Annotated in this window: 12 protein-coding genes; 10 read left to right on the forward strand and 2 right to left on the reverse strand. The window is 64.5% G+C overall.

What is annotated here, in order from left to right:
• Both RWX45_RS12120 and RWX45_RS12125 read left to right on the forward strand, forming a co-directional pair.
• Window positions 1-1,013, forward strand: a 1,013-nt coding sequence (locus RWX45_RS12120) for a DUF6541 family protein (protein ID WP_316023974.1), incomplete at its 5' end; no start/stop codon positions are given.
• Window positions 1,014-1,096: 83 nt separating this feature from the next.
• The gene (locus tag RWX45_RS12125) at window positions 1,097-2,806 is read left to right on the forward strand and encodes a hypothetical protein (protein ID WP_316023975.1); all 1,710 of its coding nucleotides are present in this window, start codon (window positions 1,097-1,099) and stop codon (window positions 2,804-2,806) included.
• Between the two features lie 88 nt (window positions 2,807-2,894).
• On the opposite strand, the gene rfbB is transcribed toward RWX45_RS12125, so the two are convergent.
• Entirely contained in the window at window positions 2,895-3,890 is a 996-nt protein-coding gene (gene rfbB / locus RWX45_RS12130; protein ID WP_316023976.1) for a dTDP-glucose 4,6-dehydratase, read from the reverse strand.
• A gap of 581 nt (window positions 3,891-4,471) precedes the next feature.
• On the opposite strand from rfbB, the gene RWX45_RS12135 reads away from it, so the two are divergent.
• From RWX45_RS12135 to RWX45_RS12155, 5 genes are all read left to right on the forward strand, one after another.
• A complete protein-coding gene (locus RWX45_RS12135) occupies window positions 4,472-6,463 on the forward strand; it encodes an N-acetylmuramoyl-L-alanine amidase (protein WP_316023977.1) in 1,992 nt (663 codons plus the stop codon).
• Window positions 6,464-6,565: 102 nt separating this feature from the next.
• Entirely contained in the window at window positions 6,566-7,600 is a 1,035-nt protein-coding gene (locus RWX45_RS12140; RefSeq protein WP_316023978.1) for a glycosyltransferase family 2 protein, read from the forward strand.
• 4 nt (window positions 7,601-7,604) lie between these two features.
• Window positions 7,605-8,768: a glycosyltransferase gene (locus RWX45_RS12145; RefSeq protein ID WP_316023979.1), complete on the forward strand. Its 1,164-nt coding sequence runs from the start codon at window positions 7,605-7,607 to the stop codon at window positions 8,766-8,768.
• On the forward strand, window positions 8,765-9,718 hold the full coding sequence (locus RWX45_RS12150) for a lysylphosphatidylglycerol synthase domain-containing protein (RefSeq protein ID WP_316023980.1): 954 nt from the start codon (window positions 8,765-8,767) through the stop codon (window positions 9,716-9,718). Before RWX45_RS12145 ends, RWX45_RS12150 begins: the two co-directional genes overlap by 4 nt.
• 156 nt (window positions 9,719-9,874) lie before the next feature.
• Window positions 9,875-11,167, forward strand: a complete 1,293-nt coding sequence (locus RWX45_RS12155) for a phospholipid carrier-dependent glycosyltransferase (protein WP_316023981.1) — start codon at window positions 9,875-9,877, stop codon at window positions 11,165-11,167.
• A 33-nt stretch (window positions 11,168-11,200) separates the two neighbouring features.
• On the opposite strand, the gene RWX45_RS12160 is transcribed toward RWX45_RS12155, so the two are convergent.
• Entirely contained in the window at window positions 11,201-12,082 is an 882-nt protein-coding gene (locus tag RWX45_RS12160) for a glycosyltransferase family 2 protein (RefSeq protein WP_316023982.1), read from the reverse strand.
• A gap of 250 nt (window positions 12,083-12,332) precedes the next feature.
• Here RWX45_RS12160 and RWX45_RS12165 point away from each other — a divergent pair, with 250 nt between their 5' ends.
• Genes RWX45_RS12165 through RWX45_RS12175 form a run of 3 tightly spaced genes read left to right on the forward strand, consistent with a single transcriptional unit; the run spans window position 12,333 to window position 14,748 of the window.
• Window positions 12,333-13,163, forward strand: coding sequence for an ABC transporter permease (locus RWX45_RS12165; protein ID WP_316023983.1), 831 nt, complete (start codon window positions 12,333-12,335; stop codon window positions 13,161-13,163).
• 2 nt (window positions 13,164-13,165) lie between these two features.
• Window positions 13,166-14,461 (forward strand): ABC transporter ATP-binding protein, encoded by a 1,296-nt coding sequence (locus RWX45_RS12170; protein WP_316023984.1) that lies wholly within the window; start codon window positions 13,166-13,168, stop codon window positions 14,459-14,461.
• Window positions 14,458-14,748, forward strand: coding sequence for a methyltransferase (locus RWX45_RS12175; RefSeq protein ID WP_316023985.1), 291 nt, complete (start codon window positions 14,458-14,460; stop codon window positions 14,746-14,748). The genes RWX45_RS12170 and RWX45_RS12175 overlap by 4 nt, the downstream gene beginning before the upstream one ends.
• Window positions 14,749-14,797: the final 49 nt, after the last annotated feature.

Raw genomic sequence — 14,797 nt, forward strand, 5'->3', positions numbered from 1 at the left:
GGCGCGTAAGGGCGTGGCTGATTGGCGGGGGAGTGGTCGGCGTCGTGACGCTGGCCGCGCTGTTGTGGTTGCTACGGGGGTCCCTCGCTTCCGTCATGGGGTATCAGCGCCCTTCTGGAGGCCCTGCCGGAGCCGTGGGCACGCTCGTCCAGACGCTGGCGGATCTGCCGATGTACGGCTCCTACACCGGTGCTCTCATCCCCGCTGGTGCCGTCTTCGGCGTGTTGGTGATCGCGGGCGCCTGGAGGGGACGGCATGACCGCCGGTTGCGGCCCTGGCTGGCGGCGTGGCTGCTGGCCCTCGTGCTCATTGTGATGGTCGGGGGACCGCAGTGGCCGGGCCGCCAGCTCGGCTCCCCCTGGTACCTGCAGAAGGCACGCATTGCTCCGCTGGTGCTGCTGCCGGCACTGGTCCTGGCCGCTGGGGCGGTGCAGGCGTTGGCGGCCCGGCTGCTCCGCCCACAGGCGGCGTGGCGGCGGGCGGGCGCGGCAGCGCTGGTGCTGCTGGTGGTGACTCCGGTGGTGGTGCGGATTCCCCTGGAGCGGGCGTTGGTCGCTTCCATCTACGATCCGAGCCGCATCCAGTACGGCACTCTGGTGACGGCCGACGAGATTGCCCTGTTCGAACGGGCTGCCTCGGTGCTGCCGGACGACGCCGTTGTGGTCGGCGCGCCGTCCCTTGGCGCCTCTTACCTGTGGTCGCTCGGAGGCGTGCATGTCGCCTACCCGATGCGGGCGGCTCCCGCCGCGGGCACGCCCCAGGCGGACCTACTGGCCACCTGGCCCGACCTCGATGAGGACACCTGCGCGGCCCTCGACGGGCTCGGCGCTGACTACTTCTTCATCAACACCGACGCGACCGCCGCCGGATCTGCCACCGGCGCAGCCCCGTTGCGCTGGGACGAGCCGCTGGCACAGGCGCCGAACACGGGGCTCGAACTGGTGGATTCGGAGGGGACGGCGCAGATCTGGCGTATTACCGGCTGTACAGCGGCTCAGAAGACCCAGACATAGTTATCGTGCCTCGCCCTGACGACACGGGGACGCTAGTGTGGGCGTAGACCGAAGTCTGCCCCCACGTTCACGAAGGTGTTCGCATGCGTATCGTCAGACGCCTGACGGCGGCCATGTCCATGATGCTCGTGGCGGCGGTCATGCTCGCTGCGGTCCCGGTTACCCCGCAGTCGCATGCCGCGACCACGGAGTCATGCGTGGCCAGCGATGATTGTTCTTTCTACCTGAGCAACTCTTGGCGGGGCGGCGCAGCCGATGCCGCCTTTGCCGTCGGAGGCAGCCCCAACGACGTCGTCGCCGGGGACTGGGATGGCAGTGGGGCAGATACCGTTGGTACTCGCACCGGAGCTACCTTCAAACTGCTCGCGGCGGCAAGCACATGCGCAGAGACCACCACACTGACCTACGGCCGCGCGGGCGACCAGGTGCTGGTGGGGGACTGGGACGGCAACGGCACAGACACTCTGGCCGTGCGTCGCGGGCGCAACTACCATCTGCGCAATACCTTGACCAGTGGGGTCGCCGACGTCGTGCTCACCTACGGGCGTCCCGGTGATCAGGTGCTGGTGGGGGATTGGGACGGCGACGGCGTCGATACCCTGGCTGTGCGCCGCGGCAACACCTTTTATTTGCGCAACTCCCTGACCAGTGGGGTCGCCGACGTCGTGCTCACCTACGGGCGCGCGGGCGACCAGGTGCTGGTGGGGGACTGGGACGGCGACGGCGTCGACACCCTGGCTGTGCGCCGCGGCAACCGGTGGTACATGCGCAACGATCTTCGCTCGGGGGTTGCCCAGACCGTCATTACTTACGGACGCTCCGGTGACAGGGCGGTCATGGGGGACTGGGATGGCAACGGCACCGACACCCCAGGTGTGTACCGCGGGGCCCGTCCCGCCTACGCGTGCTACTCCAGCGCCATCCAGAAGGAGTGGGCGGCTCGCGGCGGCGCTACGGGGTCTCTGGGTGCTCCGACCAGCGCGGAGACCGTCATCAACGGCGTGACCACGCAAACCTTCGAGGGCGGTCGCCTCAGCTGGACCGCGGCCGACGGCGTCATCGCCACTGGAACCGAGGGACAAACGGTCAACGGCGCCCGGTTCGACGCGGCCATGATTATCTCCGACACCGAGTTCTTCGACGCTGCGAGCATGGACGCAGCCGGGATCCGCTCCTTTTTGGCGGAGAAAAACCCATCGTGTCGAGCCGCCAGCGACGGCACCGCCTGTCTCAAGGACTACCGGGCGACCACCACCACCATGACGTCGTCCTACTGCGCCACCTATCAGGGCGGCAGCAACGAGGACGTTGCCACAGTGATCGCTAAGACCTCTGCGGCATGCGGCATCAATCCGAAGGTGCTTCTCGTCATGCTGCAGAAGGAGCAGGGACTGGTACTGGCCACGGGCGATACGCTCAGCGCTTCCCGCTATTCCAAGGCCACCGGTCTGTTCTGCTCGGACACCAGTCCCTGCGATGCGAGCTATGCCGGCCTGCCGTCGCAGATCTACTACGCGGCCTCCCGTCTGGTGCAGTACGGGGTACAGCCGGCTTCCTTCACCTATCGGGCGGGCGTGGTGAGCGACGTGGCATATAACCCGACGACGAGCTGCGGCGCGCAGAAGGTCCCGGTGCTCAATCGGGCGACGGCGGCCCTGTACAACTACACCCCCTATGCCCCCAACGCTGCGGCGCTGAACCATATGTACGGAAGCGGCGACTCCTGCTCGGCATATGGCAATCGCAACTTCTGGCGGTACTACCGCACCTGGTTCGGCAGCACCGGGGCATGAGAAGCGACGCACCCAACTGACGCGAAGTGCCCGGCCGTGTTTTCACACCGGCCGGGCACAGCTGCGTTAATTGGGTTGACGCCGCGGTTCACTGCCCCTGTGCGGCGTACTTGGCCTCAACTTCAGCCTTGAGCGGGCGCCACCAGGCCTCGTTGTCCCGGTACCAGTCGATGGTGGCCTGCAGGCCGGAGCGGAAGTCCGTGTACTGCGGGGCCCACCCGAGCTCGGTGACGAGCTTGGAGTTGTCGATGGCGTAGCGCATATCGTGGCCAGGGCGGTCCGCCACGTGCTCGTAGTCGCTGGGGTCGTGTCCCATGAGCTCGAGGATGAGCTCGACGACCTCCTTGTTGTTCTTCTCCCCGTTGGCGCCGATGAGGTAGGTCTCGCCAATGCGGCCCTTCTCGATGATGTCCCATACGGCGTTGTTGTGGTCCAGGACGTGGATCCAGTCACGCACGTTCTCGCCCGCCCCATACAGCTTGGGGCGCACGCCATCGATGAGGTTGGTGATCTGGCGGGGAATGAACTTCTCGATGTGCTGGTAGGGGCCGTAGTTGTTCGAGCAGTTGGAGATGGTGGCCTCCACCCCGAAGGACCGCACCCAGGCGCGCACAAGCAGGTCGCTGCCGGCCTTGGAGGAGGAATAGGGGGAGGACGGGTTGTAGGGAGTCGTCGGAGTGAACTTCGCCGGGTCGTCCAGCTCGAGGTCGCCGTAGACCTCGTCGGTGGATACGTGGTGGAAGCGCACGCCGTGGCGGCGCACCGCCTCCAGCAGCGTGAAGGTGCCCACCAGGTTGGTGCGGATGAAGGGGGAGGGATCGCGCAGGGAGTTGTCGTTGTGGGACTCGGCAGCGAAGTGGACCACCACATCCGCATCCGCCACGAGCGGGTCGACGGTGTCGGCGTCCGCAATGTCACCGACGACCAGCTCAATGCGATCGCCCAGGTCTGCCAGCGACCCCCGGTTGCCGGCGTAGGTGAGCTTGTCGAGCACCGTTACCTTGGCGTCGGGGTAGCGCACGAGGGTCTGGTGGACGAAGTTGGCACCGATGAATCCGGCGCCGCCGGTGATGAGGACGTTCATGGAGTGCTCCGTATATGGGGTTCAGGCGGTGGAGACCGCATCTGCCGCCTGCCATCATGCCACAGGCGGGCTTGTATCAGTCGGGTAGCTGTGATCCGGTTGGCTACGGCATGGATGCAGCGCTATCCGGGGCAAGGGCGGCGGCTCTCACATGGGCGTCGAATGATAGCGAGAGTCCTCGAATCGTACGAAGACGCGATAAATGACAACAAGCGTAACTACACCTGTGTATTTCCGTGATGTGGCTCAAATTATTCGCGGCGGAGAGATACGGGCGGTAGTCTGCCTCATAGGTCACATAAGTCACATGCTTTTCAGAGTGCGCAAGTGACTCACAGGTATTCGTTCGCGGCGCTGGAAGGAACCTCATGACAGTCTCACGACTTCTCGGCTTGACCGCTGCGATACCCCTGATCGCAGCCGGGCTTATGCCCGCAACATCGGCGGTCGCTGACACCTCGGAACTCCCTGCGCCAGTTCAGCTCCTCGAACTCACCACCTCCACGGGTGCGGCCACCGAGGTGGCCGAAGCTGGACTGATTGATACCGCAACATCGGCCGGTACCAGCGGTGGCACCGGTGTGGCCCCAGCGGTCGCCGCCCGCCTGACCGCGGCGGCTCAAGCAGCTGCGACCGGGGTCGACCCCGAGGCTGATGCTCTGCTACTGACCGAACCGCTGGAAGTCGACGACTTCCTCATTGCCGGCTTCACCTGGAGCGGCGCCGATGCGCTGCCCGATGGCCTGGATGTTTACCTGCGCGTGCGCGAAAACGGAACCTGGTCCGACTGGTACCTCAACGAGCCGAGCGGAGCCGGTCGGGACGACGCTACCGGCGTCGCCGGCACCGAGGAGTTCATCACCGGCGGGGCCGACGCCGTCCAAGCCAGCATCGTCGGCGAGGCCGCGGCACTGCCCGCTGACCTCCAGCTCGCGCTTATCCCTGGCCAGCCCTCGGGCGAGGAAGTGCTCGATCCGGCAGACCTGGACACGACCGACGCCGAGCCCACCGCCGTGGCCACCCCGGAGGGATCCGAAGACAATGACCTGACCGGCGGACTGCAGACCCCCACTCCCGAGGTCGACACTGAGGAGGCGGGCGAGACGGAGCAACTGGAAGAGGAAACGGCGCAGCCGCAGGAGACCGACTCCACTGCACCCTCCTCCGGCGCGGGCGGCGGCATGTCTGTCAACCCCGGCCTGCCCGCAGTGTTGGCGGCAACAACCACGGCCAATGGCCTTCCCGTTCCCGTCACCACCCGCTCCGAGTGGGGCGCCAACTCCTCCTACATGACGTGGTCACCCACCTATGCCGCGGCCAAGCACGTCATCGTCCACCACACCGCCGGAACGAACAACTACACCTCCAGCCAGTCCGCATCCATCGTCAACGGCATCTACTACTACCACGCGGTCACTCTCGACTGGGGGGACATCGGCTACAACTTCCTCGTCGACAAGTACGGGAAGGTCTTCGAGGGTCGCTACGGCTCCACCAGCGCGGCGGCGGGCAAGATGGTCGTCGGCGGGCACGCTTACGGTGCCAACACCGGGACCATGGGCATCTCCATGATGGGTACCTACACCAGCGTGTCCCCCTCCACCGCCCAGCTGACCAACGTCGGCAAGATGGCCGGCTGGTTCCTGGGGCGCTCCGGCGTCACCAGCGCCACCAGCTCCGCCTCCTTCACCTTCAAGTCCACCGAGAAGTACAAGGCGGGGCAAACCATCTCCCTGCCCGTCATCTCCGGACACCGCGATGTCGGCTACACCACCTGCCCCGGCGACGTCGGCTACTCCAAGTTGGATCAGATTCGCTCGACGGCGCAGAGCCAGATCAAGGCTTCCACCGCCAGCTCCACGCCTTCGAATGGGACGAGTACCGCGAACGGTGCACGCAGCCACCAGATCTATCTCAACGACTCCTGGTCCGCGACGGCGAACACAACCTTCACCTACACCACCCCGGCAGTTACCGTGCTCGCAGGCGACTGGAACGGAGACGGTGTTGACACGACCGGTGTGCGCAACGGAACCGCATACGGCTTCCGCAACACCAACACCTCCGGCGCCAGCCTGCGTACCTTCGCCTACGGCAAGAGCACCGATCAGGTGCTTGTAGGGGACTGGGATGGCAATGGAACCGACACCCTGGCGGTGCGTCGCGGCAACACCTACTACTTCAGGAACTCGATGTATGGCGGCGAAGCAGACAAGGTGGTCACCTACGGTACTGCCTCTGACGAGGTCATCGTCGGCGATTGGAACGGAGACGGCAAAGACACTCTCGCGGTACGCCGCGGCCGGCAGTACCACATCAAGAACTCCCTGAACGGCGGCAAGGCAGATCGGGTCATCACCTACGGGAAACCCGCCGACACTGTGCTCGTGGGTGACTGGAACGGAAACGGCAAGGACACGCTAGCTGTGCGCCGCAACGCTACCTACTACGTACGCAACTCCCTGACCAGTGGGACCGCCGACATCGTCCAGATCTACGGCCGGAGCGGAGACAAGACGATTGTGGGTGACTGGAACGGCAATGGCAAAGACACGTTGGGAGTGGTGCGCTGAACAGCGGAGCCTGGCCCGCGAACGGGCACGATACGGCCTGTGGCTTGTACGCTAGTGTGGCCCTTACCCGACGGGTCGTGCGTCCACCAGAGAAGGAAGTTCATGAAGCTGTTCGTGCAGGTCCCCTGTCTCAACGAGGAGGGGACGCTAGGCATGGTCCTGGACACGATCCCCCGCCAGATCGAGGGCGTCGACGAAGTCGAGATCCTTGTCATCGACGACGGTTCCACCGACCGCACCGTGGAGGTCGCCCGGGAGCACGGGGTCAAGCACTTCGTGCGACACGCACGCAACATGGGCCTGGCCCGGTCCTTCCGCGACGGCGTGGACTACGCCCTGGCGCACGGCGCCGATATCGTGGTCAACACCGACGGCGACAACCAGTACAAGCAGGAGTACATCGGTGACCTGGTGGCACCGGTGGTGCGCGGCGAGGCCGACATCGCCATCGCCGACCGGCAGACCGCCAAGATCGCCCACTTCTCCTGGTTCAAGAAGCGGATGCAGCACTTCGGCTCCCAGGTGGTCAACTATGCCGCCGGTACCCGCCTGCCCGACGCCGCCTCCGGTTTCCGGGCCTACTCCAAGAACTCCCTGCTCAAGCTCAACGTCATCACCCAGTTCTCCTACTGCATGGAGACGATCATCCAGGCGGGCAACAAGCGGCTGCGGATTGCCTCGGTGCCTATCACCACCAACCCCAAGACCCGCGAGTCGCGCCTGTTCAACAACATCTTCCAGCACATGGCGAAGTCAGGAGGGGCAATCACCCGCTCCTACCTCATGTTCAAGCCGCACGTGGTGCTGGGCTGGCTAGCTTCGCTGTTCGCCATTGCGGGTGCTGTTCCCTTCATCCGCTTCTTCATCCTGTGGCTCATGGGGACGGCTGGCGGCCACGTCCAGTCCTTGGTCTTCGGTACGCTCATGCTGGTGGCAGCACTGCTATGCGTGGCGCTACTGGCCATCGCTGACCTGCAGCGCACCAACCGAGTGCTCATCGAGGAGACGTTGGAACGGGTGAAGAACATTGAGTATGGGCGCGTAGATGGCACACAGATCTCTGGTATCCGTGCCGCCCTCATCCCCGGCCTATCGCCGGACGTGGATGATCCTTACGCCCAGCCTCAAGGGGACTGAAGGTATGCGCAAGGTTCTGGGCTTCGGCACCTATGACGTCGCCTCCCACCCGCGGGTCGAGGTGCTTCTGGAAGGGCTGCGCCGTACCCCTGACACGGCGGTGCGTGAGCTCGACGAGCCCCTGGGGCTGAGCACGGCCGACCGGGTTGCCATGCTCAAACAGCCCTGGCGCCTGCCCGTCCTCGTTGGTCGGCTGGCTTCTCGGTGGACTCGCCTGGCCGCGGGGAGCCGCCGCTTCCGCGGCTCCCACGCCCCCGACACCCTGCTCGTTGGCTACATGGGACACTTCGATGTTCTCTGGGCGCGCCTGCTCTACCCGCGCACCACCATTGTGCTCGACCACCTCATTTTTGCCGCCGGTACAGCCCGCGACCGCGGCGAGGACGGTGTCAAAGCCCGCATTCTCGGCTTGCTGGACTCGCTGGCCACCCACGCTGCCGACGTCGTCGTCCTGGACACCGCCGAACACGCCGCCAAGCTGGACGCCTCTATCGCGGACCGCGGGGTCATCGTCCCCGTCGGGGCCCCCGCCGCCTGGTATGAGGCCGGACGGGATGCTGCCGCTGCCCGCCTCGCCGACGACGGCGCCCGGGATGCGCACCGTCCTCTCACCGTGGTCTTCTTCGGGCTGTTCACTCCGCTGCAGGGAGCGCCACACATTGCCAAAGCCCTACGTCTGCTCGCCGAGCGCGGCACCCCGGTACGAGCACTGCTCATCGGATCGGGACAGGACCGCGCCGAATGCGAGCAGATCCTGGCCGGTTCCCCGGCGGAGAACATGGTCGAGTGGCGCGACTGGGTGGACTCCACCGAGCTGCCCCGCCTGGTAGCGGAGCACGACGTCTGCCTCGGCATCGTCGGCACCACCGACAAGGCGCTCGACGTCGTTCCCAACAAGGTCTACCAGGGGTTAGCAGCCGGATGCGCCGTTGTCACCTCCGACACCGCGCCGCAGCGGCGACTGCTCGGCGGCGGCGCCATCTTCGTTCCGCCGGGTGCCCCTGAGGCTCTCGCAGACGCCCTGGAGCATCTGGCGACCGATCCGGCGGCACTGCGCGGCGCTCGTAAGCGCGCCGCAGCCGCGGCTGCGGCCTTCGTCCCGGAGCAGGCCGTTGCCCCGCTGGTCGCCGCCCTGGAACGGACTCGCGCCGCGGAGGCAGCTAGTTGAGCGCGCTCATCGGACAGATGCTGAAGGCACTGCGCTCCACGCCGGTACGCGTCGGTTTTCTCGCGCTGGTCGTCGTCCTGGCTGTGTACGCGGTCGTCTCCCAGTGGGACGAGATCGTCACCGCCATGGCGGGCATGAATCCGCTGCTGCTGCTCGGCTCGCTGCTCACCGGTGTCATCTACGTGCTGCTCACCATGTTCGCCTGGCGGGTGCTGCTGGCCGACATGGGTACAACGTTGCCACTCAGCGCAGCCTTCCGCGTCTTCTTCGTCTCCCAACTGGGCAAGTACATGCCCGGCGGGGTGTGGAACATCCTCGCCGCGGCCGAACTCGGCGCAGACCACCAGATCCCGCGGCGGCGCTCCGTCTCCGTCATGGCGGTGACCGTCATCGTCTCCATCGTGACGGGGGCCGCTCTGGCGGTGGCAACCATGCCCTTCGCCTCGGACCGGCTGCGAGACAACTATGGCTGGGTAACTTGGACGCTGCCTGTCTTCGTTGTCATGTTGCTTCCCCCGGTTCTCAACCGGTTGCTCACCCTCGTCTTCCGGCTCACGGGCAGGCCGCCACTGGAGCACCCAGTGAGCTGGTCCGGGATCGGTGCCTGCACGGTGTGGACACTGTTCGCCTGGGTAATCGCTGGAGTCCAGGTATGGCTCCTGGCGATCGGCATGGGCATGGCAGGAACCCCCGCCACGCTGGCACTGTGCATCGGCGGATACGCCATGGCCTGGACCGTGGGCTTCCTCATCGTCTTCGTCCCTGCGGGTGCGGGCGTGCGTGAAGCCGTACTCGGACTGGTGCTGACTGGGGCGCTGACCACTGGCGGGGTGGTTGCCGTGGTGCTGCTGTCCCGCGCGGTGCTCACTGTTGCGGATCTCGCCATGGGCGGCGTCGGCATCCTTGCCGCCCGTCAAGCGCGTATTCGGGAGCGAGCGCAGTCTGGGTGATACAGCCGAGACAACCGCTGCGCTAGGACGGGACTCGCTGACTGTATAAGGAGGAGCAGGAGCAACATGGTGGAAGGCGCTACGGATTCCGTTGCTTCGGCACGCCGAAGCCGCGCGGGGGGCTGGGGCTCTTGGTGGTTTCGTAGGCGGGGTGACGTGGGCGTTGCCCTAGCAATAGGCCTGTTTGCCTTCGTCGTTGCGGTGTTGCAGATCATGCGAGTCACCGAGATCAGCCCGATCGATGAGGCGACTCATATCGACTACGTATGGCGCATTATGCACGGCGAGCTTCCCCATCGTGGTGACCTCTACACTTCTTTTACCCTCGAAGAGTGGTCCTGCAGGAAGCAGGCGAGTGTATACGCCAAGTTGCCTGAGTGCGGTGTGACCGACCCGTCGCAGTTCGGCGTGATCATGGAGAACTACAACGCCTGGCAGCCACCGGGCCTGTTTGCCGTGGTGGCGCTGATGGCTCGCATCGGCATGGCTATCACTTCCCTTGACCCGGTGACGCTCATGCGTGTCTCGTGTGCGCTCATCGTCGCAGTTGGTTTGGCGATGGTCTACGCCCTGATGCGTATGTGGTCCCTGCCGCGCGGGCTCGCTGCGGCGGTGACTTTGCTGTTGTTGACCAATCCTTTCACTCTGATGGTGGCTACAACGGTCTCCACCGACGCGCCCTTCCTCATATTCGGAGTACTGTCCGCAATCGTGCTCACGCGTGAGCTGTCGGGAAAGTCGGCGGCGCTACTTGCGCTGATCGCTGGAGCCTGCGCGGGGTTGGTTAAGACGATTACCCTGGCGTCCCTCGTTATTGTGCTTGGGGTGCTGTGCCTTATCGCTGTGGTGCGATTGGTGCGCGGGCGCGACCGCTGGCGGGAGCCGTTGCTCACCGTGGCTGCCGGTGTTTTCGGGGGAGGGTTGGTGACCCTGTTGTGGGGACGGTATGTGGCCGCCCACACGCCAAGCGGCTGGGAGAACCGGGTTCTCGGGCAGAACAACACCGAATATGTGGGACTGCCTTTCGATGAGTGGCTGCCGACGCTTACCCACGTGTTCGGATACACCTCGGGTTCCTGGGAAGGATCTCCGGTCACGACGTATCACGGGCAGCTCCTCACCAACCTCGCCGGTCTGGCACTCACCGTGGCGCCGTTCTGCGGGCTCATTGCGCTGCGCGGGCGTGAACGACTCCTCGCGGGCATTGCAGCGGTGGCGCCGGTGCTGGTGGTCCTGCTGGTGCAGGTCCAGTCGTGGGTGCGCGAAGAGGTCTACTTCCCCATTGTGTCGGCACGCTATGGGGTCACGCTGATCCCGCTGACGGCACTGGTCTTAGGGTTGCTGCTCAAACCCTTGAAGAGACGTGGTCAAGTCGTCGTCTGGTGCCTGTGCGGCCTGGTGCTGATATTGGTTGTTGCCGACAGCCTTGGAGTGGGCAAGGTCGCCTAGCGAGCGGAGAAGGAGGCGCGGACGCTGGCGTGCTCAAAGTTGGGCGGCAAGTGGTCCTGAACGGCCGCGCAGTCCGTCCCAGAGACCTCGGCGCAGCATGCGTCTGCGTTCCTTGACGCGATCCGGCAGCAAGGCGTTGAAGACAACATACTTGGCCAGCCAGTACACGTACCGCACCCGCCACCGCCATGGCATGAGTGCGCGCCTGCGGATCAGGGCAATGGTGTTGCGAGCAAGATAGTAATTGCGCGTCGGCCCATGGACATGCACCGGTTGGGATCTGCCCGGCAGCATGACGACGTCGTCACCCAACGAATGGTGCAGTTTAGCGGCGGGCACAACCAGCAGCCGGTACCCGGCTCGGCGAGCGCGCAGACCCCACTCCAGGTCGACGTGGTCGATGAACAGTGATTCGTCCATGAGCCCGACGGCGTCCAGGGCGTCGACACTCACCAGGCAGCCGGAGGCAATGAGGAAGGCGACTTCGAGCCTGTCACTGTCCAGTTCCGCAGGCGTGGCGCGTCCTGGTTTCCAGCGGCGGCACACGTAGACGAGTTGATCGCCGCCTTCGCGATCCTCCTGCGGCAAAGGCCCGACTGCGGCAACGTGCCCCGCGGAGTCGAACCCGGACAACAGGTGCTTGACCATTCCCGTAGCGGGCAGTGAATCATGGTCAGACAACAGCACATGGGAAGCGCCCAGTTCGCGAGCGCGCGCGATGCCCACGTTCTGAGCCGCAGCGATTCCCCGGTTGCGCCCCAAGGACAATAGCTCGGCGTTTGTCCTATTCACCGCCCTTTCGATGCGGGACAGCCCATCTGAGGGGGTGCCGTTATCGATGACGAGTACATGATCGCACTGTTCGTCTAGAGCCCGGAGCAGCCCAGTGATGTCGTGGTCGGGGTCGAAGGTCACGACAACTGCTACCACTACCGGCATGCGCGTCCTCCCTAGCACTGCTCCCGCGGATGGGCGCCCACAGGGTAACCCGACCGGTGGTGCTGACGCAGCCGGGGAACTTGCGGGAGACATCACCTGCCGGTCCCCTCTACGGCTACGGCGCAACAGGTATGGTGGCCTGGTCCGTCCGCCGCAGACGCGCACACACGGGTCCCTGGGGACTCGCCCGCGCTCCGGTGTGCACCCCGAGGCAAGTGAGGACTGCATGAACAAGACGAACGTGAGGTCGAGGAGGTCGTTCTGGCAGGAGTGGGACCTCATCCAGGCCTTCGGGCAGCGTGACCTCAAGTCGAAGTTTAAGGGGACTGCCCTGGGTTGGCTGTGGTCGCTCGTGGTGCCCCTGGCGTCCTTGGGCATCTATACGCTGATCTTCGGCGGATTGTTCAAAATGGTTCCGGCAACTATCGCCTCACGGCATCAGGGCATCGGTATCTTCGCTGTATGGCTGTTTGCGGGCCTCACCGTTTGGGGATTCTTCCAGAACTCGATTAATGCGGGCATTAATGGGCTCCTCGGCTCAGGGGGGTTGTTACAGAAGGTCTATTTCCCGGCCTACTCTGCGGTGCTCGGTTCTTGCCTCGCTATCGGGGTACAGTCTGGGATCGAGGTAGGCCTGCTGCTAGTGGTGTTGCTGTGTCTGACGAACGTGTCCTGGACCTGGCTGCTGCTAGTGCCCTTCCTGTTGCTGCTCGTCATCTTCACCGGCGCCATCAGCGTGATGCTGTCCATTTGGAATATCTATGTTCGCGACCTCGCGCATCTTGTAGGCGTCTTTTTGCAGTTGATGTTCTATGCCACCCCCATTATCTATAATCCGGACATCGTTCCTGAGTCTGTTTGGGGCCTGCCCGCTCACGACCTCGTTCAGGCGATGCCCATGGCGCAGTTCATCAGTCTGTTCCGTTCGCTGGTCTACTCGTTGCAGCCCGGATCCATCGGTGACTGGTTGTCCTGCTGCGTTTGGGCGGGAATTGCCCTCATCGGTGCGGTCCTTGTGTTCCGCCGATGGGGAGCCGACCTGGGGGAGAGGATCTGACCATGAACACCGCAGCTGTCCCTATCGGCGTCGACGCCGGTGATGATATCGCCATCGAGGTGCGTGACGTTTCCAAGCACTTCACGTTGCATGCTGACAGGCGTGATTCCCTCAAGGAGCGCTTCGTACGCGGGCGGTCTCGTGACACCCACGTCTTCCACGCTCTGGAGAATGTCAGCTTCGCCGTCAAGAAGGGCATAACGTTCGGACTCGTTGGGCACAACGGGTCCGGCAAGTCCACCTTGCTCAAGATCCTCGCCGGCGTGTATCGGCCCAATGAGGGCGAAGTCATGGTTGCGAGCAAGGTCGATGCGCTCCTGGAGGTCGGGGCCGGCTTCCACGGCGAGCTCACGGGCCGGGAAAACATCTACCTCAATGGAGCCATTCTCGGACGTACCAAGAAGCAGATCGAAGACTCCATCGACTGGATCATCAACTTTGCGGACATCGGTGACTTCATCGACGAGCCCGTCAAGGTCTACTCCTCCGGAATGACGGTTCGACTGGGATTCGCCGCAGCCGTCGCCATCGAACCGGAGATTCTGGTGGTTGACGAGATCATCGCCGTCGGAGACGAAGAGTTTCAGCGTAAGTGTTTCGACCTGATGCGGCAGCTGCGCGACGGTGGCACCACGATCGTGCTGGTGACCCATTCGCTGTCGCTCGCTACCGAGATGTGCGACGAAGTGGTGTGGCTCGACCACGGCAAGGTGCAGATGGTCGGCGATGCCGACGAGGTCGTGTCCGCCTACCTCACCTCTGTCAACGAGAAGGAGGCCCGCCAACGCGCGCAGGAGCAGCCGGAGGAAGAATTCCCCGAGGACGACCAGTACAAGCTGAACCAGGGCAACGGCGACTGCCGTATGACCGGTGTGGAACTGCTGGACGGTAACCTCAACGAGGTTGCGTTCGCCACGTACGGCAAGCCCTTGACCGTACGCGTGCATGTGAACGCCAAGAAGGACTTGCACGACGTTGAACTGGGACTCGGGTTCTCAACCGACGGGGGCGTTACGATCGCCGGCCCGAACTCCAAGGCTGCGGGCACGCTTTATTCCCTGCGCGCAGGCGATTCCTTCATCGACTATACGATAGATCAGGTGGTCTTCCAGCCCGGAAGACTGTGGCTGACGACGTGCTTCGTCAGGGACGGACAGATCTTCGACCTATCCGACCGGCGTACCGAACTCATTGTCCGTGCCGACAGGACCATGGACGAACCCGGATTAGTCACACTTGTGCCGGGGCACTGGAGCAAACGTCCGGGGCTTCCCGCCCCCGGGGAAGGACAGCAATGAGCACATCCGCCAATGAACCAGAAGACCTGCTCGGTGCGGATCCGGACTCCGGAGCGCGCGACTTGGAGGAGGAGGTCCGGCAGCTGCGCGCCACCCTGCACAAGATGAAGCACGAGATGGCGGAGCTCTCTATGCGCAATGAGGAGCTTGAGAAAGAGTTGCGACGCGCCAACCGGGTCATCAGCGGGGCGTGGGAGCAGCTCGACGTACTGCGCCACTCCTCATCGTGGCGGGTCACCGCACCCGTGCGCGCATTCAAGACGCGTTTGCGGGGAGTCCTGAGGTGAGGCGCCTGCGGCTGAAGGGACGCGGTCCGCTAGTATCGGAGGTTTCTCA

It is taken from the genome of Actinomyces sp. MRS3W (genome assembly GCF_032465695.1).
Classification (GTDB): Bacteria; Actinomycetota; Actinomycetes; order Actinomycetales; family Actinomycetaceae; genus Actinomyces.